The sequence below is a fragment of the Actinomycetospora chiangmaiensis DSM 45062 genome (genome assembly GCF_000379625.1).
In the GTDB taxonomy this organism is placed as follows: Bacteria; Actinomycetota; Actinomycetes; order Mycobacteriales; family Pseudonocardiaceae; genus Actinomycetospora; species Actinomycetospora chiangmaiensis.
In genome coordinates this window covers 61,109-80,917 of record NZ_KB903246.1, presented here as the reverse complement: position 1 = coordinate 80,917, position 19,809 = coordinate 61,109, and the positions used below count along the sequence as shown (strand labels likewise).

Annotated in this window: 18 protein-coding genes and 1 pseudogene; 13 read left to right on the top strand and 6 right to left on the bottom strand. The window is 74.7% G+C overall.

What is annotated here, in order from left to right:
• Positions 1 to 7: 7 nt before the first annotated feature.
• Entirely contained in the window at positions 8 to 403 is a 396-nt protein-coding gene (locus tag A3CO_RS0125915; protein WP_018335174.1) for a DUF5313 family protein, read from the bottom strand.
• 189 nt (positions 404 to 592) lie between these two features.
• On the opposite strand from A3CO_RS0125915, the gene A3CO_RS0125910 reads away from it, so the two are divergent.
• The 5 genes from A3CO_RS0125910 (at position 593) to A3CO_RS0125890 (ending at position 3,463) form a co-directional block, all read left to right on the top strand.
• Positions 593 to 982 carry a Rieske (2Fe-2S) protein gene (locus A3CO_RS0125910; RefSeq protein ID WP_018335173.1) on the top strand — a complete coding sequence of 130 codons (390 nt, stop codon included), beginning with the start codon at positions 593 to 595 and terminating at the stop codon, positions 980 to 982.
• Positions 969 to 1,253 (top strand): hypothetical protein, encoded by a 285-nt coding sequence (locus tag A3CO_RS0125905; protein WP_018335172.1) that lies wholly within the window; start codon positions 969 to 971, stop codon positions 1,251 to 1,253. Before A3CO_RS0125910 ends, A3CO_RS0125905 begins: the two co-directional genes overlap by 14 nt.
• Positions 1,250 to 2,452, top strand: a complete 1,203-nt coding sequence (locus A3CO_RS0125900; protein ID WP_033415026.1) for an amidohydrolase family protein — start codon at positions 1,250 to 1,252, stop codon at positions 2,450 to 2,452. Before A3CO_RS0125905 ends, A3CO_RS0125900 begins: the two co-directional genes overlap by 4 nt.
• A 61-nt stretch (positions 2,453 to 2,513) precedes the next feature.
• A complete protein-coding gene (locus A3CO_RS34370) occupies positions 2,514 to 2,888 on the top strand; it encodes a cupin domain-containing protein (protein WP_018335170.1) in 375 nt (124 codons plus the stop codon).
• An 8-nt stretch (positions 2,889 to 2,896) separates the two neighbouring features.
• Entirely contained in the window at positions 2,897 to 3,463 is a 567-nt protein-coding gene (locus A3CO_RS0125890) for a hypothetical protein (protein WP_018335169.1), read from the top strand.
• Here the strand turns inward: A3CO_RS0125890 and hrpB are convergent.
• Positions 3,460 to 5,925 carry an ATP-dependent helicase HrpB gene (gene hrpB, locus A3CO_RS0125885; protein WP_018335168.1) on the bottom strand — a complete coding sequence of 822 codons (2,466 nt, stop codon included), beginning with the start codon at positions 5,923 to 5,925 and terminating at the stop codon, positions 3,460 to 3,462. The two genes, A3CO_RS0125890 and hrpB, sit on opposite strands and share 4 nt — an antisense overlap.
• 262 nt (positions 5,926 to 6,187) lie before the next feature.
• On the opposite strand from hrpB, the gene A3CO_RS0125880 reads away from it, so the two are divergent.
• Together A3CO_RS0125880 and A3CO_RS0125875 are read left to right on the top strand one after the other, a co-directional pair.
• Positions 6,188 to 7,141 (top strand): daunorubicin resistance protein DrrA family ABC transporter ATP-binding protein, encoded by a 954-nt coding sequence (locus tag A3CO_RS0125880; RefSeq protein ID WP_018335167.1) that lies wholly within the window; start codon positions 6,188 to 6,190, stop codon positions 7,139 to 7,141.
• Positions 7,138 to 7,956, top strand: coding sequence for an ABC transporter permease (locus A3CO_RS0125875; protein ID WP_018335166.1), 819 nt, complete (start codon positions 7,138 to 7,140; stop codon positions 7,954 to 7,956). Before A3CO_RS0125880 ends, A3CO_RS0125875 begins: the two co-directional genes overlap by 4 nt.
• Before the next feature lie 58 nt (positions 7,957 to 8,014).
• On the opposite strand, the gene A3CO_RS0125870 is transcribed toward A3CO_RS0125875, so the two are convergent.
• The 3 genes from A3CO_RS0125870 to A3CO_RS0125860 form a co-directional block, all read right to left on the bottom strand.
• A complete protein-coding gene (locus A3CO_RS0125870) occupies positions 8,015 to 8,446 on the bottom strand; it encodes a VOC family protein (protein ID WP_018335165.1) in 432 nt (143 codons plus the stop codon).
• Positions 8,447 to 8,533: 87 nt separating this feature from the next.
• Positions 8,534 to 11,515 carry an AfsR/SARP family transcriptional regulator gene (locus A3CO_RS34365; protein WP_018335164.1) on the bottom strand — a complete coding sequence of 994 codons (2,982 nt, stop codon included), beginning with the start codon at positions 11,513 to 11,515 and terminating at the stop codon, positions 8,534 to 8,536.
• A 105-nt stretch (positions 11,516 to 11,620) separates the two neighbouring features.
• Complete coding sequence (locus tag A3CO_RS0125860) at positions 11,621 to 12,970, bottom strand: MSMEG_0569 family flavin-dependent oxidoreductase (RefSeq protein ID WP_018335163.1); 1,350 nt, start codon at positions 12,968 to 12,970, stop codon at positions 11,621 to 11,623.
• 400 nt (positions 12,971 to 13,370) lie between these two features.
• Here A3CO_RS0125860 and A3CO_RS0125855 point away from each other — a divergent pair, with 400 nt between their 5' ends.
• The 6 genes from A3CO_RS0125855 to A3CO_RS0125830 all read left to right on the top strand — a co-directional run bounded on the left by A3CO_RS0125855 (position 13,371) and on the right by A3CO_RS0125830 (position 19,381).
• A complete protein-coding gene (locus A3CO_RS0125855; RefSeq protein ID WP_026205021.1) occupies positions 13,371 to 13,889 on the top strand; it encodes an MSMEG_0572/Sll0783 family nitrogen starvation response protein in 519 nt (172 codons plus the stop codon).
• An 89-nt stretch (positions 13,890 to 13,978) separates the two neighbouring features.
• The gene (locus A3CO_RS0125850) at positions 13,979 to 15,100 is read left to right on the top strand and encodes an MSMEG_0568 family radical SAM protein (RefSeq protein WP_033415025.1); all 1,122 of its coding nucleotides are present in this window, start codon (positions 13,979 to 13,981) and stop codon (positions 15,098 to 15,100) included.
• A gap of 2 nt (positions 15,101 to 15,102) precedes the next feature.
• The gene (locus tag A3CO_RS0125845; protein WP_245561601.1) at positions 15,103 to 16,617 is read left to right on the top strand and encodes an MSMEG_0567/sll0787 family protein; all 1,515 of its coding nucleotides are present in this window, start codon (positions 15,103 to 15,105) and stop codon (positions 16,615 to 16,617) included.
• On the top strand, positions 16,617 to 17,459 hold the full coding sequence (locus A3CO_RS0125840) for a carbon-nitrogen hydrolase family protein (protein WP_018335159.1): 843 nt from the start codon (positions 16,617 to 16,619) through the stop codon (positions 17,457 to 17,459). Before A3CO_RS0125845 ends, A3CO_RS0125840 begins: the two co-directional genes overlap by 1 nt.
• A 12-nt stretch (positions 17,460 to 17,471) precedes the next feature.
• The gene (locus tag A3CO_RS0125835; RefSeq protein ID WP_018335158.1) at positions 17,472 to 18,299 is read left to right on the top strand and encodes a carbon-nitrogen hydrolase family protein; all 828 of its coding nucleotides are present in this window, start codon (positions 17,472 to 17,474) and stop codon (positions 18,297 to 18,299) included.
• Complete coding sequence (locus A3CO_RS0125830; protein WP_018335157.1) at positions 18,296 to 19,381, top strand: MSMEG_0565 family glycosyltransferase; 1,086 nt, start codon at positions 18,296 to 18,298, stop codon at positions 19,379 to 19,381. The genes A3CO_RS0125835 and A3CO_RS0125830 overlap by 4 nt, the downstream gene beginning before the upstream one ends.
• 155 nt (positions 19,382 to 19,536) lie before the next feature.
• Here the strand turns inward: A3CO_RS0125830 and A3CO_RS40505 are convergent.
• Positions 19,537 to 19,734 (bottom strand): annotated as a pseudogene (locus A3CO_RS40505) (antibiotic biosynthesis monooxygenase family protein); the annotation flags it as partial.
• Positions 19,735 to 19,809: the final 75 nt, after the last annotated feature.

Genomic DNA, 19,809 nt, shown 5'->3' with positions numbered 1-19,809 from the left:
CCCGTCGTCAGGAACGCCGGTAGCGCTCCGCGTAGCGCGCGGCGGCCGCCTCGTCCTTGTCGCGGTCGCGTTCGGCCCGGGTCGCCACCCCGGTGCCCACCGGGTAGCCGGCCTTGAGCAGCCGGTGCTCGGCCGTCTCGTGCACGTAGGCCACGGCGAAGATCATGCCCATGATGCCGCCGCCGAGCGCGCACATCGTGCGCAGCCACAGCGGGCCGGGCACGAAGATGATGATCGCCGCGGCGACGGGCGCGATCTGGACCAGGATCCGTACGACGTGGCGGAGCCACCACGTGCGGCAGGTGGTGTCGTGCAGCACCCACGGCGCGAACCGCTCCGGCAACCCGCCGCCGTAGGCGTACCAGAGCCACCACAGGGGACCGGGCCGCTTGACGTCGTTCACTCCATCAGTATGCGGACGAAGTCGACCCGGGAGCGGGGCGCCGGCCTGCTGCGGCGGACGGCATGATCACGTCGGCGGGACGCCGGTGGCGGATGTCGATCTTCGGGAGAGCCACCACCGTCCCGCCGACGTGATCATGGTCGGGCCCGTCGATTTACAGGTCGGTCGCCGGCGGGGACGCTGCTCGGTATGACCACCACCACACCGGCGGCGCGGGACGTCGACGTCGCGGCGGCCGGGGACGTGCCCGAGCGGGGCCGCCTCGTCGTCGAGATCGACGGCACGACCACCGTCGGCATCTTCCGCTTCGCCGGGCGCCTCTACGCGTGGGAGAACGTCTGCGCGCACCAGGGCGGGCCGGCCTGCCAGGGGCGGATCGTCAGCCGGGTCCGCGAACGGCTCGACGACGGGAAGCGCAGCCTCGGCATGCGGTTCGACGAGGACACGATGCACGTGGTGTGCCCGTGGCACGGCTACGAGTACGACGTGACGACGGGCCGGCACCCGGGCGTGCCGGGGGCGTCGCTGCGCTCGTTCCCGGTGGCCGAGGTGGAGGGCCGCATCCGTGTCACGGTCTGAGCGGATCGCCGCGCTCGTGGCGGACCTGGACGCCGAGGTCGCGGCGGGGCTCGACGACGGGGCGATCGCGCAGCTCCCGCCGGAGACCGCGCGCCGGCTCGTCGGGGTCGCCGGACGGTGCTGGGCGGTGGCCGCCGAGGAGGGGCACGACCCGCCGTCGGGAAGGGATCTGACCCCGACCGACGCGGTGGTGCTCGCGACCGCCGCGCTGCGCAGCAACGACCTCAACCCGTTCGACCTCGCCCTGTGGTTCTCGAGGAGCAGCTCATGAGTGTCCGTCGCCTGGAGCCCCAGGAGATCACCACCGCCACCGACACCCGTGACATCCTCGCCAACGCCCGACGGGACACCGAGCGCTACGGGCTGGACGACTACTTCATCGTCGACGTCGACTCCCACCACGTGGAGCTCGACTCCTGGCCGGAGATCCTCGCGTACCTCGACTCGCCGGTCCTGCGGGACACGGCCGCGCAGATGATGCGCAACTGGCCACAGGCCTCGCACCTGGCCCTCCACAACCACCCGCCGGGCCTGACGATGCAGGACGTCTCCGGGCGCATCCCGCACCAGGCGTCGCTGGGCGAGCCGACCCCGGACGTCGGGTCGGGCGCGGAGCGCGACGTGACGCTCGTGCGGCGCGCGATGGAGGCCATGTCGATCGACGTCCAGGTCGTGTTCCCGCAGCCGATGCTGGAGACGGGGCTGCACCCGCAGCCGGAGGTCGCGACCGCCCTGCTGCAGGCCTACAACCGGTGGTTCACCGCCGAGGTGCTGCCCCGCGAGCCGCGGATCCGCACGATGCTGGGGCTGCCGTTCGAGAACCCCGACGCGTGCCTCGCGACGATCGAGGAGTTCGCGGACGTGCCCGGCGTCATCGGGTTCCTCGTGACCTCGCAGCGGCACGCGGGGGTGCACCGCAACGCGTACATGCCGGTGTACCGGGAGCTGGAGCGGCGCGGGCTGCCGATCGGCTTCCACGCCGGGCCGAACCAGGCCGACACGATGACCTCGACGATGAACCGCTTCCTCTCGGCCCACGCGATGAGCTTCGTGACCTGCAACATGACGCACATGACGAACTGGGTCGTCAACGGCATCCCGGAGCGGTTCCCGGGGCTGCGGACGATCTGGATCGAGAGCGGCCTCGCGTGGCTGCCGTTCATGATGCAGCGCCTCGACCACGAGTACTCGATGCGTCAGTCGGACGCCCCGCTGCTCACGCGCCCGCCGTCGCACTACATCCGCGAGATGTACTACACGTCCCAGCCGATGGAGTGGACCGACGACAAGCTGCTCGCGGCCACCCTCGAGGCGATCGACGCGGAGAACACGCTGATGTACTCCAGCGACTGGCCGCACTGGGACTTCGACGTGCCCGGCAAGATCGCGGCACTGCCGTTCGTGTCCGAGCACGGGAAGCGGAACATCCTCGGCGAGACGGCGCGGAAGGTGTTCTCGCTAGGTGGCTGACGCCCTGTGAGCACTTCTCCGTGTCCCGGCACGGATGAGTACCCACAGGCACCCTGTGCCCATGAGCGGATTCGTGCGACCGGCCGGGACCGGGGACACCTACGACTTCGACGGTGCCGTGTTCACGGTCAAGGCGTCGGCCGACGACACCGAGGGCCGGGTGTCGGTCATGGAGCAGGCGGCGCCCGTGGGCCTCGTCGTGGCGCCGCACACGCACGAGGGCGAGGACGAGATGTTCCACGTCCTCGCGGGCGAGGTCGGCGGGCGGTGCGGTGACGACGAGTTCACCGCGGCCGCCGGGGACTTCATCTTCCTGCCGCGCGACGTCGAGCACACGCTGTGGGTGCTGGGCGACGAGCCGGTGCGCATGCTGACGATCTGCGGGCCGGCGACGTTCGACCGACTCGTGGCGGAGCAGGGGCGCCGACGCGGGTAACCGGCCGGATGGCGAAGGGCAAGCAGGACTACGAGAAGGACTACACCGACCCCGAACTGCGGGAGCGCCTCAAGGAGGAGATCAAGCAGTCGGACAAGGGCGGTGCGCCCGGGACGTGGTCCGCGCGCAAGAGCCAGCTGCTCACCCAGGAGTACGAGAAGCAGGGTGGCGACTACAAGCACGAGGACCAGCCGACCGAGCAGCAGCGCAGCCTGGAGCAGTGGACCGACGAGGACTGGCAGACGGCCGACGGGTCCACCGAGGCGCGCGGGGAGGACGGCACCGACCGGTACCTCCCGAAGAAGGCCTGGGAGGAGCTCTCCGACGACGAGAAGGAGAAGACCCGGGCCAAGAAGAAGGACGCGTCGAGGAAGGGCCAGGGCACCGTCGACAACACGGCCGAGGCCAAGCAGGCCCGCACGGACGCGAAGCTCGAGGAGATGAACGCCGACGACGCCGTCAAGCGGGCGAAGAACATGGAGCCCGACGAGGCGGAGAAGGCCCTCGAGCACGAGAAGGACACGAAGGACCGCAAGACCGTGAAGCAGAAGCTGGAGAAGGTCGCGGCGGACTAGGGACGCCGCGGGTCCTCCGGCCACGCGTGCTTCGGGTAGCGGCCGCGCAGCTCCGCGCGCACCTGGCGGTAGCCCTCGTCCCAGAACGACGCCAGGTCGGCGGTCACGGCCGCCGGCCTCCCGGCGGGCGAGAGCAGATGCACGACGACGGGGACGCCCGCCAGCTCCGGCGCCTGCTCCCACCCGAAGGCGTGCTGGAGCTTCAGGGCGACGGTGGGCGTGTCGGGCTCGCTGTAGTCCACGCGGACGCGCCGTCCGTCCGGCGTGACGACGTGCGTCGGTGCCAGCTCGTCGAGCCGCGCCGCCTCCGGCCAGGGCAGCAACGCCGTCAGGGGCGGCGTCAGCCGGGCGAGGTCGGCGCGGCGCCGGACCCGGCTCAGGTCGAGCCACTCGTCGGCCCGGTCGAGCAGCGACGCGTCGTCGACGGCGGGCCACGGCTCGCCGACCGCGGCGTGCAGGAACGCGAGGCGCCGGCGGAGCGCCGTGACGTCGTCGGTCCACCGCAGCAGGTCGAGTCCCTCGGCCTCGAGCCCCTTCCGGACGGCGGGTGCGAGGGCTTCCACCGTCGGCTGCGGGATCGGCCGGCGGGCGAGCACGATCGCGCCGAGCCGTTCGCGGCGCTCGGCCACGACGTCGCCGTCCTCCCAGGCGACGACCTCGTCGTCGGTGTGCAGGTGGGACGCCGCGGAGCGGGCCAGGTCCTCGTCGATCGGGACGGCCAGCCTGACGCGCGCCACCCGGTCGCCCGGGCCGCGCGCTGCGTCCGCCACCACCAGCCACGCCTGGCCCCGCAACGACGACGACGGCCCGACCTCGACGCCCGTGCCACCCGTCGTCAGGAACTCGCGGGAGTCCGCGCCGCGTGCCCGGGCGAGGCGGTCGGGATAGGCGAGGGCGACGACGGTGGCGGCACTCCGCGCGAGGGTGACGCCGTCGGCCTGCCCGGCGGGCCGGTCGCGGAGGGCGCGGTCGAGGCGGCGGACCTCGGCGCGCCAGCCGGGGTCGTTGCCGGACCGCACCGCACGGAGGCGCTCCTCGAGGTCGTCGGAGCCGACGGGGCCGGCCGTGGCGAGGAGCGCGACCACCTCGGTGGCCAGGCGTGACCCGACGACGTCGGCGCCGTCGAGCAGCGCCCGGCCGAGTCGCGGGTGCACCCCGACGCCCGCCACCACCCGGCCGCGCGAGGTGATCGACCCGTCCTCGTCGACCAGCCCGAGGCCGCGCAGCATGGCGCGGGCGGCGTCGAAGGCGGCGGGTGGGGGAGGGTCGAGGAGGGCGAGGCCGGCCGCGTCGGGCGTGCCCCAGCGGGCGAGTGCGAGGGCGAACGCGGCGAGGTCGGCGTGGGCGACCTCGGGGTCGTCGTCGCGGTCGCGGTGGGCGTGCTCGGCCTCCGACCAGCATCGATACGCGACGCCGGGCGCCTCACGACCCGCGCGGCCGGCGCGCTGCGTGGCCGACGACTGCGACGCGAGCACGGTGACGAGGGCGTCGAGGCCGCGGGCGTGGTCGGTCCAGGGCTGCCGGGAGAGCCCGGCGTCGACGACGACCCGCACGCCGGGCACGGTCAGGCTGGTCTCGGCGATGGACGTGCTCAGCACGACCCGTCGAGCGGGCAGCCGTGGCCCACCGCTGACGTTCGACGTCAGCAGGTCGCCACGCTGGTTCCCCGCGAGTACGACGTCCTGGGCCGCCGCGGTCAGCCCGCCGTGCAGGGGGAGCACCTCGACGTCGGTCCCGGAGAGTCGGCGTGCCACGTCGTCGATCTCCCGCCGCCCGGGGAGGAACACGAGGACGTCGCCGTCGGCCTCGGCGAGGGCCCGGCGGGTCGTCGCGGCGACGTGGTCGAGCAGGGCCGGCTCGACGCGCATGCCCTGGGGCGGCGGGACGGGTCGGGGTGGCGGGGTCCAGCGGATCGCGACGTCGTGCAGCGGGTCGGGCGCGGTGACGACGGGCCCCTCGAGGGCGGCCGACAGCCGGTCGGCGGCGGCCGTGGCGGAGGTCGCGAGCAGGCGCAGGTCGGGGCGCAGCACCCGGGCGTCGACGGTGAACGCGAGCGCGAGGTCGGTGTCCAGGTGCCGTTCGTGGCACTCGTCGAGGACGACGGCGTCGACCCCGGCGAGCTCCGGGTCGTGCTGCAGGCGGGCGACGAGCAGGCCCGTCGTGACCACCTCGATGCGAGACCCGGGCTTCCGTTCGCCCCGGATCGCGTAACCGACCCGTTCGCCCACCTTCTCCCCGAGCAGTGAGGCCATCCGCGCGGCGGCCGCACGGACGGCCACCCGTCGCGGTTCGGCGACGAGGACACGACCGTCGACCTGCCCGGCCAGCGCCAGCGGCACGAGCGTCGTCTTCCCGGTGCCGGGCGGGGCCACGAGCACCGCCGCGCCGTGCTCGCCGAGTGCCGCGGTCAACGACGGCAGCGCGGCCCGCACCGGCAGGTCGAGCCGCACCTCGTCGATCACGCCCGCCGGTCTACCAGGAAGCGGTCACCGGCCGGGACGGCCGGTCGACGACGTCGTCGTGCGTCGGTGGCTCCCCCGACGCATCCGGTGCGACGGATCGGCCACCGACGCCGCTGGGCGCCCGTCCGGCACGTGAGTGCCGGCGCCCTGCTGACATCGGACGTCAGCGGTGGGCCACGGCTGACACGTGACCGGACGGCCTGTCACCGGACGCCAGCGCCGTGCCAGCCCCGTGCCAGCCGACCGGCCCAGAGTCGTCGCCATGCACACCACCCCCGCCCTCGAGGTCGAGGACCTCGTCCGGTCGTTCGGCGACGTCCGCGCGGTCGACGGCATCTCCTTCACCGCCGAGAAGGGCCAGGTGCTCGGCCTGCTCGGACCCAACGGGTCGGGCAAGACGACCACCGTCCGCATGCTCACCACGCTGCTCCCACCCACGGGGGGGCGGGCGAGCGTGCTCGGCCACGACGTGGTCACCGACGCGGCGGAGGTCCGCGGTCGGATCGGGCTCACCGGGCAGTACGCGGCCGTCGACGAGGCCCTGACCGGCCGCGACAACCTGTTTCTCATCGGGCGGCTCCTCGACCTGCCCCGGCACGAGGCGAAGGCCCGCGCGGGCGAGCTCATCGAGCAGTTCGGGCTCGTCGAGGCCGCCGGTCGGCGTGCGAAGACCTACTCCGGCGGCATGCGACGGCGGCTCGACCTGGCCGCGAGCCTCGTCGGCCGACCCGAGGTGCTGTTCCTCGACGAGCCGACCACGGGCCTCGACCCGCACCACCGCAACGAGGTCTGGGAGGCCGTGCGGACCCTCGCCGACGACGGCGTCACGGTCCTGCTCACCACCCAGTACCTCGAGGAGGCCGACCAGCTCGCCCACGACCTCGTCGTCCTCGACCGCGGCCTCGTCATCGCCTCCGGGACCGCCGCCGAGCTGAAGTCCCGCGCGGGCGGCCGGCGGCTCCACGTCCGCCCGGAGCTGCCGGGCGAGGCGGCGATGGTCGCCGCGATCGTCGCCTCCGACGTCGGACGGGAGCCGACGATCGCGCCGTCCGGCGAGGTCGTCGTCGGCACCTCGGACCCGCTCGCGCTGCGCCGCGTCGAGGAACGCCTGGCCGTCGCCGGCATCGCCGTCGCCGAGATCGGCCTGCGCCTGCCCAGCCTCGACGACGTCTTCCTCTCCCTCACCGGCCAGGCCACGCAAGGAGTGCCCGCATGACCACCACCCTCGAGCCGACCGCACCCGTGGTCGGGAAGGCCCCTGCCCGACGACGGGTGCCCTCGACCCTGCGCCACGGCGCGGCGCTCGCGCGGCGGGGGATCGTGAAGACGATCCACTCGCCGGAGGCGCTGATCGACGTCACGCTGCAGCCGGTCATCTTCCTGCTGCTGTTCGTCTACGTCTTCGGCGGCGCGATCGCGGGGAACAGCGCCGACTACCTGCACTTCGCGCTCCCCGGCGTGCTGCTGCAGACCGTCGTGTTCGCCTCGGCGGGCACCGGGGTCGGGCTCGCCGAGGACCTCAAGACCGGCATCTTCGACCGGTTCCGGAGCCTGCCGATCTCGCGTGCGGCCCCGTTGCTCGGCGCGATCGGCGCCGACCTCGTCCGCTACCTGACGGCGGGCGTGATCATGCTGGCGTTCGGGTTCGTCCTCGGCTACCGGACGAGCGCCTCACCGCTCGCGGTGCTCGCCGCGTTCGGCCTCGTCGTCGCCTTCGCGTTCGCCCTGTGCTGGGTGTTCACGGCGCTCGCGATGGTGGTGCGGGAGCCGCGGTCGGTGCAGGGGCTGTCGGCGACGATCATGCTGCCGCTGACGTTCGCCAGCTCGGTCTTCGTCCCGACGGCGACGATGCCCGGTTGGCTGCAGGGGTTCGTCGCGGTCAACCCGGTGTCCCGGTCGGCCGACGCGGTGCGCGCCCTGCTCGACGGCGCACCCGCCGGGGGAGCGGCGGCGATCTCCCTGCTGACCTCCGCCGTCGTCGTCGTGATCTTCGCTCCGCTGGCCGTCGCGCTGTACCGGCGCCGCACCTGATCCGTGAGGGGAGTTCTCGAGCGCTCTTGTGGCTCGAGGGTTCCCCTCACGCGAGTGGTCAGCCGACCGGATGCGACCCGTCCGCGGCCTTCGGGACGAGCACCTCGCCCTCGAGCCCGTCGGGGTCGCGGAAGAACATGCTCCAGGCCGACCCGAAGTCGGTGACCGTCCCGTCGGAGGCGCCCTCGGCGATCAGGCGTTCGCGGATCGTCGCGAACGTGGCGTAGGACGACGCGCGCAGCCCGAGGTGGTCGAGGCGGCCGCGGTGCCACATCGGCGTCTGGCGGTCGGCCTCGTCGCTGCTCGGGACGGTGAAGACGTTCAGTTCGGTGTGCGGCCCGATCCGCATCACCGTCATCGTCTCCTCGCCCTCCTGACCGTGCCGCTGCGTCGGGCCGATCTCGGCGTCGAACACCGTGGCGTAGAACGCCCCGAGGCGTGCCGGGTCGTGGGTCAGGCAGGCGACATGGTCGACCCCGTCGAGCAGCATGTCCGCATCCCCTCGTCGACGGAACGGGAGCACGGTACCGATGCGTGAGGGGAGTGTTCGAGCGTTCTCCTGGCCCGAGGGTTCCCCTCACGCGGGAGGGGCGAAGCCACAGCCGTCCCGGGTCGCGACGACGTCCGGATCGCCCAGGTGCAGCGTCCCCCGTCGGGCGACGGCCTCCGCCAGCAGCTCCGCGGCCCGCACGGCGTCGCCCTCGGCGAGCGCCAACCGGGCGGCGATCTCGGCGACCTGGCCCCGGACCGGGCCGTCCTTGGCCTCCTCGGCGGCCCGACGGGCGGCGTCGACCTCGACGCGGGCCTCGTCGAGGCGCCCGAGGTCGATCAGGGCGGCGGCGGTGGTGCCGTGGACCACGGCCTCCCGCTGGGCGCGGCCCGGGCCGAGGCCGTCGCCGGCCGACGGCGGGTGCGCGCGCAGCGTGGCGAGCGCCCGCTCCGGGTCCCCGAGCCGCCGGTCGACGTCGGCGCCGCCCCACGCGAGCCAGGCCGCGGTGCTCGGGTCGCGGGACGCCTGCGCGGCCTCGGTGGCGAGACGGAGCTGCTCGCGGGCCTCGGCGCCGTCGCCGTCGCGGGCGGCGAGGGCGGCCAGGCGCATGCGGTACTGCGGCACGTCGTCGGCGTTGTCGAGCTCCGCGGCCAGCGCGATCGCCGTCGCGAACGTCTCGCGGGCCGCGACCCGGTCCCCGGCGAGGTCCTCGAGCTCGCCGAGCGAGAACGTCGTCATGCCCAGGCCGAACCGGTCGCCGACCGCGGCGAAGCCCTCGTGTGCCGCGCGCAGGGCCCGGCGCTGGCCCGCGAGGTCGCCCGCGTTCTCGGCGTGCACCGCCGCGATCTGAGCGGCCGCCGCCCGGAGCCACGGGTCGTCGGCGCCGGCGGCGAGGTCGAGCAGCCCCGACCGGTCGTCGTCGAGGAACGCCCGCGCCGTCGGCTCGTGCAGCGCGACCACGGGGTGCCAGGGGCGGGGCAGGTCCCGGATCGTCGCGACGACGGCGTCGGACTCCCCGCGCACGTCGGTCCCGGGCACGGTGACGGCCAGGAGCACCGTGTGCAGCGACCGGTTGAGGACCACGCCCGCGTCCGTCGCGGACACCGGGAGCGCGAAGAGCCGCTCGGAGGCCCGGATGAGGCTCGCCATGTCGCCGCGGACGACCCAGCTCCACGTCAGCGCCGCGAGCAACCGGTGCGCGCGGGTCGCCTCACCGGCGTCGACCGCCCGCTCGAGGGCCCGCACCGCCTCGCCGTCGACCTCCCGCACGACGGCGAGCGCCTCGAGCTGCCGCCCGCCGCGCAGGGCCGGTTCCACGGGCTCGAGCACCCCGAGCACCCACGCGGCGTGGGCGGCGACCACGGCGTCCCGTTCCTCGGACGCGTCCAGCCGGGCCAGTGCGTACTCGCGGATCGTCTCGAGCATCCGGTAGCGCGTCGGCCCGCCCGGGACCGCGACGACCAGCGACTTCTCCACGAGCGCGTCGAGGAGGTCGAAGTCCTCGCACACGGCCTCGACCGCCCGCGCATCGACGGCGCCCGCGAACACCCCGAAGCGGGCCGCGGCCCGGCGCTCGTCGTCGGTGAGCAGGTCCCAGCTCCAGTCGACGACGGCGCGCAGCGTCTGGTGCCGCGGCAGCGCGGTCCGGGCCCCCGTCGTCAGGAGCCGGAAGCGGTCCGCCAGCCGGTCGGCGATCTCCGCCGGTGCCAGGCTCCGGACGCGGGCCGCGGCCAGCTCGATCGCCAGCGGCTGCCCGTCGAGCCGACGGCAGATGTCGCGGACCACCGCGGTGTGCTCGGACGGCACGAACCCCGGTCGGACCGCGGCGGCCCGCTCGGCGAAGAGCCGGGTCGCGTGCTCGTCGTCGAGCGCGCCGAGCGGGTGGAGCACCTCGCCGGGCACCCCCAGCGGCTCCCGGCTGGTGGCGAGGACGACCAGGCCGGGGACGGCGGTCAGCAGGTCGTGGACGAGCACGGCCGCCGCGTCGACGAGGTGCTCGCAGTTGTCGAGGACCAGCACGGTGTCCGCCCCGGTGAGCGCGGCACGCAGCCGGCCCAGGACGGCGTCGTCCGTCGGGCGGTCGCCGAGCGCGAGCTCCTGGCCCCCGACCGCGTGCAGGACGGTCGGGGCCACCTGGTCGGGGCTGGTCAGCGCGGCGAGCTCGGCGACGGCGACCCGGCGCGGGTCGTCGCGGACGGCCTCCGTCGCCAGCCGGGTCTTCCCCGCGCCGCCGGGTCCGGTGATGGTCACCAGCCGGGTGGTCGTCGCGAGGGCGTGCAGCCGCGCGAGGTCGTCGTCGCGACCGACGAACGAGGTCAGGGCCTGCGGCCGGGCCTTCCCGACGACGGGTGGGTCGTCCTGGAGCAGTTCGGTCCGGGCGTGCTGCCAGCCCGGTCCGGGATCGACACCGAGCTCCTCGGCCAACGCGGCGCGGGTCCGGTCGAGGACGGCGAGCGCGTCGGCGCGCCGCCCGCCCGCGTGCAGGCCGCGGGCCAGGGCGACGGCCGTCGTCTCGCGCAGCGGGTCGGCGTCGAGGACCGCGTCGAGGACGTCGCGGCCGGCGTCTGGGCGGCCGGCGGCGCGGCCGAGGGCGGCCAGCTCCTCCGCCGTCGCCGCGCGGGCGTCGGCGAGGCGGGCGAGGGCGGGGCCGGCGAACGGCAGGTCCTGCACCCCGCCCAGGACCGGGTCCTGCCACAGGCCCAGCGCCTCGGTCAGCAGCGCGCAGGCCCGCCCGGCGTCGGGCTCGGCGGCCGCGGTCCGGCGGAGGGTCGCGAACCGCAGCACGTCGACGTCGTCGGGATCGACCGCGAGGACGTAGCCACCCGCCGAGGACCGCACCCGGTCCGGCCCGAGGGCGCGGCGCAGCCGGGAGGCGAGGGACTGCAGGGCGTTCGCGGTGGCCGGTGGGTCCTCGCCCCACAGCGCGTCGACCAGCGTCGCGGCGTCCACCGGGCGGCCCGCGTCCAGCGCCAGCCGCGCGAGCAGCCCCCGCACCCGCGGCCCGGCGGGCAGCAGGTCGCGCCCGCCGTCGTCGACCACCGCGACGGGGCCGAGCAGCCGGATGGACACCGGATCATTGTGCCGCCGCGCGGTCGGGCCGGCCCGGAATGCACGAACGGGCCGTCCGTCACGCACGAACGTGACGAACGGCCCGTTCGTCCGGAAGGGGAACCGTCAGGAACCGAGCGCCAGCACGTTGCAGACGTCCCCGCGGCCGCCGGAGCTGGTCAGCCCGCGCTGCGAGCGGATGCGCTCGGCGAGGTAGCGGGCGTCGTCGCCGACCCCGGAGAAGCGGCCCGAGCCCCAGGTCCACTGCCAGGGCAGGCCGAGGAAGTACAAGCCGGGGGCGCTGGTGACGCCCCGCTGGTGGCCGGGGGCGCCGCGGCCGGAGAAGACCGGGACGTCGACCCAGGAGAAGTTCTGCCGGAAGCCGATGCACCAGACGACGGAGGTGATGCCGGTGTTGGCCAGGCGGAGCTCGGTGGTCTCGGTGGGCTCCCAGACCGGGGTGTAGCGCTCCTCGGTCGGGGCGTCGAGCTCCTGCGCAGCGATGTACTTGTCGATCGTGTCCTTGATCGACTCGGACACCTCGTCGGCGTGGTCGAGGCGCTCGGTGAGGTCCGGGTTGAAGTGCAGCACGCCGTCGCGGTGGTCGGTCATGAGGCCGTAGAGGCGCATGCCGTCGCGGGCGTGGGCGCGCAGGTCGATGTCGCGGCCGCCGTCGCGCCCGGTCACGTAGTGGTTCGCCTGCGCCCGGACCGCCTCGCGGCGCGGGTGCTCGGTGACGGGCATGCGGTAGTAGCCCATCTCGTCGAGCCAGTCGGTGACGTCGCGACCGCGGTAGAAGCGGGCCACGCGCGGGGCGTCGCCGACGACGAGGTGGACCTGCCGGCCCTCGAGGTGCAGGTCCTCGGCGATCTGCGCCCCGGACTGCCCGGAGCCGACGACGAGCACCTCGCCCGGCGGCAGCTGCGCCCCCGACTTGTAGTCCTGCGACTGGACCTGGGTGATCGTGTCGGGCAGCGGCTGGGAGAGCGGCGGGGTGATCGGGGTGTGGTAGCCGCCGGTCGCGACGACGACCTGGTCGGCCGTGCACTCGCCCGCCGTCGTGGCGAGGTGGTAGGTGCCGCGGTCGTCGCGGGACAGGCGGGTCACCCCGACGCCCTCGAGCAGCGGCGGGTCGACGAGGTCCCGGTAGGCCTCGAGGTACTCCACGATCTGCGAGCGCACCATGAAGCCGTGCGGGTCGGTGCCGCCGAACCCGCCCTCGCCGTACGGGAAGTCCGGCAGGTTGCACTGCCAGTTCGGGGTGACGAGGCAGAACGTGTCCCACCGGTAGGTCTTCCACGAGTGCGCGACCTCGTCGCGCTCCAGCACGAGGTGGTCGACGCCCGCCCGCTGCAGGCACCGGCTCATGGACAGACCGGCCTGACCGCCCCCGATCACGATCACGGGGCGGTGGACTCCGGTGAGGTCGCCCGGGACGTCCGGGCGGCCGCGAGCGGGAAGCGGCGTGACGGTCATGGCCGGGGTGTTCCTTCCGGAGCGCGGGTGCGAACGACGGCAGCGTTCGCCCGCGGTGTTTCCGAATGGTTGCGCGCGGAGGACCGGCGTATTGCGAGATGTTTCGCAACACGGCGGTCATGAAGGGGTCGACCGGTGACGCCTTCGTAGTCACGTGGAAACGACCGGGAAACAGGCGGTTGGTGTGCTCTGGCTGCACAACGCCCGGGACAGCGACGACCCGGTTCCGTCGTTCCGGACCGAACGTCACCAGGGGGTCATCGTGCCCGGCTTCTGGGCGACGGTGCGGCAGAAGGTGACCGGATCGTCCGGGGGCAGCCCCGCGACGGCCCCGTCCACCACTGGCCCACCGGCGTCATCCGACACCGCTCCGCCCACCGCAGATCCGAAGGAGAACGGCATGACCACGGCCGAACTGTCCGACGTCGAGCAGAAGAGCCTCGAGGAGATCCCGCACCCGTCCCTGCCCGAGGGCTCGAGCATCTACGGCGGCACCAAGGTCTTCCCCGACCTGCAGGCCGAGAACGGCGAGACCTACTTCACCCTCGTGCACGGCATCGCGCACGAGTCCTCGGTCAGCTTCGTCGCCGTCCTGCAGGCCACCCGCGCGCTGCGCAAGGGCTTCGAGACCGCGATCTACTTCTACGGCCCCGGCTCGCTGAACTGCCTCGCCACCCGCGGCTTCCCGACGACGGGCAGCTCGGCCTTCCCCGGCGAGCACAACATCAACGACCAGCTGAAGACCTTCATCAGCGAGGGTGGCAAGGCGTACTGCTGCCGCTTCGGCCTGTCGCTGCACGGTGCCCGCGAGGAGGACCTGATCGAGGGCGTCATCCCGACGCACCCGCTCGACGTCCAGGACGCGCTCATCTACTACGCGCGCAAGGGCGCGATCATCAACTCGACCTACCAGCTCTAGGTGGCTTCGCCCTGTGAGTACTAATCCGTGCCCCGGCACGGATTAGTACTCACAGGCGGCTCGCCGCACATTCCAGGAGGTCTCCCGCGTTGTCCGCTCCCGCCGAATCACGATCCGGGCTCGACGTCCGTGCCGAGGTGGCCGTCCGCGGCGTCGCGGTCGATCTCGGCTCCACCATTCCCCTGCGCCGCCCCGGTGGCGCCGGCCCCTCCGACGACGGGCACCTGCTCGTCGACGGGCGCAAGGCCGCCCTGCCGATCGACCCGTCGAGCCCCTTCCGGCTCCGGGACGGCCGGATCGTGCGCACCGGTCCCGACGGCGGGATCACCGACCTCGGCGTGGCCGTCGACACCGTCGCCCGGCCCGCCTTCTACGACCTCACCACCGCCGACGGCGTCCGCTACGAGCAGATCGCCCGCCTGCACGGGAACGACGTGCTCGCGACGACGGTCGTGCAGACCTGCGTGCGCTACGGCACGGACGACGACGCTGCCGACCGCTGCCGCTTCTGCGCCATCGAGCAGTCGCTGCGCAGCGGCGCGACCACCGCGGTGAAGACCCCCGACCAGCTCGCCGAGGTCGCCGAGGCCGCGGTGCGGCTCGACGGCGTCCGCCAGATGGTCATGACGACGGGGACGAGCAACGGCCGCGACCGCGGCGCCCGCCACCTCGCCCGCTGCACCGCCGCCGTCCGGGCGGCCGTGCCGGGGCTGCCGATCCAGGTGCAGTGCGAACCTCCGGCGCCGGACGACCTCGCCGCCCTGCAGGCGCTCAAGGACGCCGGGGCCGACGCGATCGGCATCCACGTCGAGTCCCTCGACGACGCCGTGCGCGGCCGGTGGATGCCGGGCAAGGCCACCGTCCCGCTCTCGCAGTACTGGACGGCGTGGCACGAGAGCGTCCGGATCTTCGGCCGCAACGCGGTGTCGACCTACCTCATCGTCGGCCTCGGCGAGGACCCCGACGAGCTGGTGGCGGGCGCCGAGCAGCTGATCGACGCCGGGGTCTACCCCTTCGTCGTCCCCTACCGCCCGATCCCGGGCACCCTCGCCTTCGCCGACGGCGACCCGGCGCCCGAGCCCGCCCTCCTCGCCGACGTCACCGCCCGCGTGGCCGCGTCCCTGCGCGCCGCCGGCATGCGCGGCGCCGACCAGGCCGCCGGCTGCGCCGCCTGCGGGGCGTGCTCCGCGCTGTCCGCGGCGGGGGGCTGACCGTGGCACCGCCGCTCGACGATGTGGCGTTCCGCCCACTGGATTTGCCAGCAGATTCAGGGGAGCACGCCGATAGGGCTTCGCTGGCACAGCGGGGAAGGGCCCTGACCGCCGCCGAGGAGATCCTCGGCGGCCTGGTGCACAAGCCCCGCGGGGTGACCGTCTCGGAGGCCCCGGCCGCCGACGCGACCCACCCCGACGTCGTCGCCCACCGCGCCCTGCGCCGTGCCGTGTTCGTCGACGAGCAGCAGGTCTTCGCCCACGACGACCTCGACGACGTCGACACCGACCCCCGCGCGATCGTCCTCGTCGCCCGGGACGCCGACGGCAGCGTGCTCGGCGGGGTGCGCCTCGGCCCGGCGCGGCCGGGCGAGCCCGATCTCGGCTGGTGGACCGGCAGCCGCCTCGCCGTCGACGTCCACGGCCGCCGTCGGGCCGGGGTGCGGATCGGCGCCACGCTGATCCGGGCCGCCGTGGCCCGCGCGGAGTCGGCCGGCGTGCTGCGCTTCGAGGCCGGCGTCCAGGCACCCAACGCGCGGCTGTTCGAGCGGCTCGGGTGGGAGACCGTGGCCCCGGCCCGCACGGTCGGCGGCATCGAGCACGTGCGGATGCGGCACCCGATGGACCGGATCCAGCGCCTGGTCGCCGCCACGAAGGCCCCGCTCGCCGGCCTCGTCGCCGGGCTGGCCCCGCCCGGGTTCGTCGGCGACGACGGCGCGCCCGTGCCCGGCACCGACGTCGTCGCGGCCTGCGACGCGATCCTGCCCGCGATGGTGGAGCGCGACCCGGAGTGGGCCGGCTGGTGCTCGGTGCTGGTCAACCTCAACGATCTCGCCGCGATGGGCGCCCGGCCCGTCGGCCTGCTCGACGCCGTCGGCGGGGCGGACGCCGCGGCCGTCGGGCGCGTGCTGCGGGGCCTCCGCGCCGCCGCCGACGCCTACGGGGTGCCGGTCCTCGGCGGGCACACCACCGTCGACGTCCCCGCCTCCCTCGCGGTCACCGCGCTCGGCACCACGCCCCGACCGGTCCCGGCGGGGGGCGGACGGGTCGGCCACGCCGTGCGGCTCACGTCCGATCTCGACGGCGGGTGGCGCCCGGGCTACTCCGGGCGCCAGTTCGACACCACCTCGCGGCGCCGGCCCGAGGAGCTCCGCGCGATGGTCGGGGCGATCGGACCGGACGCCGCGTACCGCCCGGCGGCCGCGAAGGACGTCAGCATGGCGGGCCTCGCCGGAACCCTCGGCATGCTCGCCGAGGCGAGCGGGACCGGGGCGGTGCTCGACGTGGCCGCCGTCCCCCGGCCCCCGGGCGTCGGCGTCGCGGACTGGTTCACGTGCTTCCCCGGCTTCGCGCTGCTGACCACCGACGAGCCGGGGGCCCCGCTCCCGGCCGCGGGACCCGCCGTCGGGAACGCGTGCGGGGAGCTCGTCGAGGGCGCGGGCGTCGCGCTGCGCTGGCCCGACGGGGAGACGACAACAGCCGTCACGGACACCGTGACCGGACTCGGGAGGGCCTGATGACGCTCACCTTCGCCGCCGCCGCCGAGGGCTTCGTCCGAGACCTGGACGAGGACTTCCGGCGCATCGAGGCCCTCGTCGGCCGGGCCCGCGCGGCCGGGGCCGACCTGCTCGCGCTGCCGGAGGCCGCGCTCGGGGGCTACCTGTCGTCGTTGCACGACGACCCGGACGACGTCCCGCCGCAGCTCGACCCCGACGGGCCCGAGATCGCGCGGCTGGTCGCCCTCGCGGGCGACCTCGTCATCACGGCCGGGTACTGCGAGCGGGGGGACGCCGCGTCGGACGGGCTGCCGTACAACAGCGCCGTCGCGGTCCACGGCGACGGCGTGCTCGGCCGGCACCGCAAGGTCCACCAGCCGTTGAACGAGAACAACTCCTACGCCGCGGGGGACCGGTTCGCCGCGTTCGACTCCCCGGTCGGGCGGCTCGGGATGATGATCTGTTACGACAAGGCGTTCCCGGAGGCCGCGCGGGCACTGGCCGTCGACGGGGCGCGGATCGTGGTGTGCATGTCCGCCTGGCCCGCGTCGCGGACCAACCGGGCCCCGGTGCTCGCCGACGACCGGTGGACCCGCCGGTTCGACCTGTTCGACCGGGCCCGGGCGCTGGAGAACCAGATCGTCTGGGTCTCGGCGAACCAGGCCGGGACCTTCGGGTCGATGCAGCTCGTGGCGAGCGCGAAGATCGTCGACCCGGGCGGGGAGGTGCTCGACACCACCGGTACCCGTGCCGGGCTCGCAGTCGCCTCGATCGACGTCGACGACGCCGTGGACGCCGCCCGCCGGTTCATGGGCCACCTGCGCGACCGCCGGCAGGCGAGCTACACCTCGGTCCCGGCCTAGGTCGCGGGCCCCGTGCTCCGGATCGCCGCCGCGGCGGCCCACTTCACCCGCGACCTCGAGTTCGACCTCGAACGGATCGGCGTCATCGTCGCCCACGCCCGTGAGGCCGGGGTCGGGCTGCTGGCCCTCCCCGACGGGGCACTCGGCGGCTACGTCACCGACCTGCGGCCGGACGACCTCGAGGCGGTGGACCTCCCGCCGGCCCTGGAGCCCAACGGGGACGCGGTGCGGTCGGTCATCGCGCTGGCGGGGGACATGGTGGTGTGCCTGGGGTACTGCGAGCGGGGCCCGGGCGGCGAGCTCTACAACGCCGCGGTGGCGCTGTGCGGGAGCGGCATCCTCGGCCGGCACCGCAAGGTCCACCAGCCCGCCGGGGTGGCGAAGCTGTTCACGCCCGGCTGCGGGTTCGCCGCGTTCGACAGCCCCGTCGGGCGGCTCGGCATGCTCATCGACCACGACAAGACGTTCCCGGAGTCGGCCCGCGCGCTGGCCCTGGACGGGGCGACCACGATCGCCTGCCTCTCCGCGTGGCCGACGTCGCTGACCAACCGCGCCCCGCGCATGGCCCAGGACCGCCAGGCCCGGCTGTTCGACCTCTACGACCAGTCCCGGGCGGCCGAGAACCAGGTGCTGTGGCTCTCGGCGAACCAGAGCGGCCGGTCGGGCGCGCTGCACTTCCTCGGGCGGGCGAAGGTCGTCGGACCCGGCGGCGAGATCCTCGCGCGCACCTGGTCGAAGGGCGGGCTCGCGGTCGCCGAGGTCGACCCGGCGGCGATGGTCGACGCCGCGCGCGCCGTGCTCCACCACCTCGACGAGCGTCGGCCCTCGGCGTACTCGTGAAGATCCGGCTCTCCACCTACTCCACCAAGCCGCGCGGCGGGGTGGTGCACACGCTCGCCCTCGCGGAGGCGCTCGGCCGCGCCGGGCACGACGTGGAGGTGTGGGCGCTCGCGCGCGGGGGCGACACGGCCTTCTTCCGCGAGGTCGCCGTACCGATCCGGCTGGTCGAGGTGCCCGAGCTCGACGGCGAGTCGGTCGGGGACCGCATCCTGCGCTCGATCGCGCTGCTGACCGATGCCCTGGCCGCCGCCGGGCCGGTCGACGTCCGGCACGCCCAGGACTGCCTCACCGCGAACGCCGAGGGCGCCGCGCACGGCTACGGGGACCTGGTCCGCACCGTGCACCACCTCGACCAGTTCACGACGCCGTCGCTCGCCGCCTGCCACGAGCGCGCGCTCGTCGAGCCCGCGCAGCTGCTCTGCGTCTCCGACGCCGTCGCCGCGGAGGTGGCCGCGGGCTGGGGCCGCACCGCACCCGTCGTCGGGAACGGGGTGGACGCGGCGCGGTTCGCCGCGGCGGAGGCGGCCCGCGCGGGGGAGCCGTGGCGGGCCCGGTTCGGGCGCTACGTGCTGTCGGTCGGCGGCATCGAGCCGCGCAAGGGGACGCTCGACCTGGTCGAGGCGATGGCATCCGTCGATGCGCCGCTGGTCGTCGCCGGCGGGGACACCCTCTTCGACTACCGCGGGTACCGCGACGAGGTGTTCGCGCGCGCGGCGTCCCTCGGCGTCGAGCCGGTGGTGCTCGGACCCGTTCCCGACGACGGGCTCCCCGGGCTCGTGGCGGGCGCGGCCGCCTTCGCGTTCCCCTCGACGAAGGAGGGCTTCGGGCTCGCCGCGATGGAGGCCCTGGCGGCCGGGGTGCCCGTCGTCGCGCGGGACCTGCCGGTGCTGCGCGAGGTGTTCGCGGGCGCGGTCCGGTTCGCGGCGGACGCTCCCGGGATCGCCGCCGAGCTCCGGGGTGTGCTCGCGGGGGACGACCCGGGCGCCCCGGCGCGCACGTCGGTCGGGCGCGCCCTGGCCGCCTCGCACACCTGGGACGCCGTCGCGGCGCGGCACCTGGCGGCGTACCGCGCACGCCTCTGACAGCGGGGGGTCGTCGCTGTCATCCGGTGGCAGGTCCGGCCACGTCGTCGGCCGCGGCTCCCGCGTGGACCTCCTCGTAGACCGCGGGCGTGGAGGCGACCTCGGCCCACTCCGGCCCCGCTGACGAGGGCCCGGAACTCCTCGTCGTGCGCCGCGGCCACGGCGGCAGCCGAGGTCCAGCGCGCGACGTTGACGAAGCGGAAGCGCGCCTCGGGCGCGAGCGAGCGGTACAGGTGGTGACCCTCGTACCCGGGCCGGGTCCGCATGTGGGCGTTGACGTCGCGCCAGCGGGCGAAGAAGTCGTCCTCGCGACCGGCGGGCACCTCGAAGCAGTTGACGAACGTGACGGACATGGGAGCTCCTCCTCGATGTAAGTGCACTGCTGTGCAGTGAGTGCACTGTCGTATAGTGAGCACATCGTCGTCAAG